At 61.9% G+C, this 1,047-nt stretch carries 1 protein-coding gene and 1 pseudogene; both read right to left on the reverse strand.

The window, feature by feature from the left end; genetic code table 11:
- The coding region (locus B4L26_RS18010) for a GTP-binding protein (protein WP_290721134.1) at positions 1–280 on the reverse strand (280 nt) is incomplete at its 3' end.
- A gap of 101 nt (positions 281–381) precedes the next feature.
- Positions 382–1,047: pseudogene (fusA, locus tag B4L26_RS18015) on the reverse strand (elongation factor G); the annotation flags it as partial.

A 1,047-nucleotide genomic window follows, 5' to 3' on the forward strand; every position in this document is an offset into this window, starting at 1 on the left:
TGTTCTTGATGTAGTCGGCGTGACCCGGAGCATCGACGTGCGCGTAGTGGCGCTTGTCGGTCTGGTACTCGACGTGGGAGATGTTGATCGTGATACCACGAGCCTTCTCCTCGGGAGCCTTGTCGATCTGGTCGAACGCGAAGCTCTCGTTGAGATCCGGGTACTTGTCGGCCAGCACCTTGGTGATGGCGGCCGTGGTGGTGGTCTTGCCGTGGTCGACGTGACCGATGGTGCCGATGTTCACGTGCGGCTTGGTCCGCTCGAACTTCGCCTTGCCCACTTGTGTCCTCCTGGACTGTTATCTCTGCCGAGTGGTTCCCGACAGCGGTTGGTTATCTTTCGTTGTTTTCGCGCCGAGGCGCAGCCCGCAGGCGGGGACGATTACTCGCCCGTCGCCTTTGCGATGATCTCCTTCGACACGTTCGCCGGAACCTCGGCGTACGAGTCGAAGACCATGGAGTAGTTTGCCCGGCCCTGAGTCTTCGACCGAAGGTCTCCGATGTAGCCGAACATCTCCGACAGCGGAACCTGCGCCTTGACGACACGGGCACCGCTGCGCTCCTCCATGGCCTGGATCTGGCCACGGCGGGAGTTCAGGTCGCCGATCACATCACCCATGTAGTCCTCCGGAGTCGTGACCTCAACGGCCATGATCGGCTCCAGGATGACCGGGTTAGCCATGCGCGCAGCCTCTTTCAGAGCCTGTGCGCCGGCGATCTTGAAGGCCATTTCCGACGAGTCGACGTCGTGGTACTGACCGTCGAGCAGGGTGACCTTCAAGTTGACCAGCGGGTAGCCGGCGAGAACGCCGTACTGCATCGCGTCCTGCGCACCGGCATCCACCGACGGGATGTACTCGCGCGGGACACGACCACCGGTGACGGCGTTGTCGAATTCGTAGGTCGCACCATCTTCGGCGTCCACGAGGGGCTCCAGCTTGATGATGACCTTGGCGAACTGACCCGAGCCACCGGTCTGCTTCTTGTGGGTGTATTCGTGCTTCTCCACGGCCTTGCGAATGGTCTCGCGGTAGGCGACCTGGGGCTT

The sequence above is a fragment of the Gordonia sp. UBA7599 genome, assembly GCA_002477755.1.
Lineage (GTDB): Bacteria > Actinomycetota > Actinomycetes > Mycobacteriales > Mycobacteriaceae > Gordonia.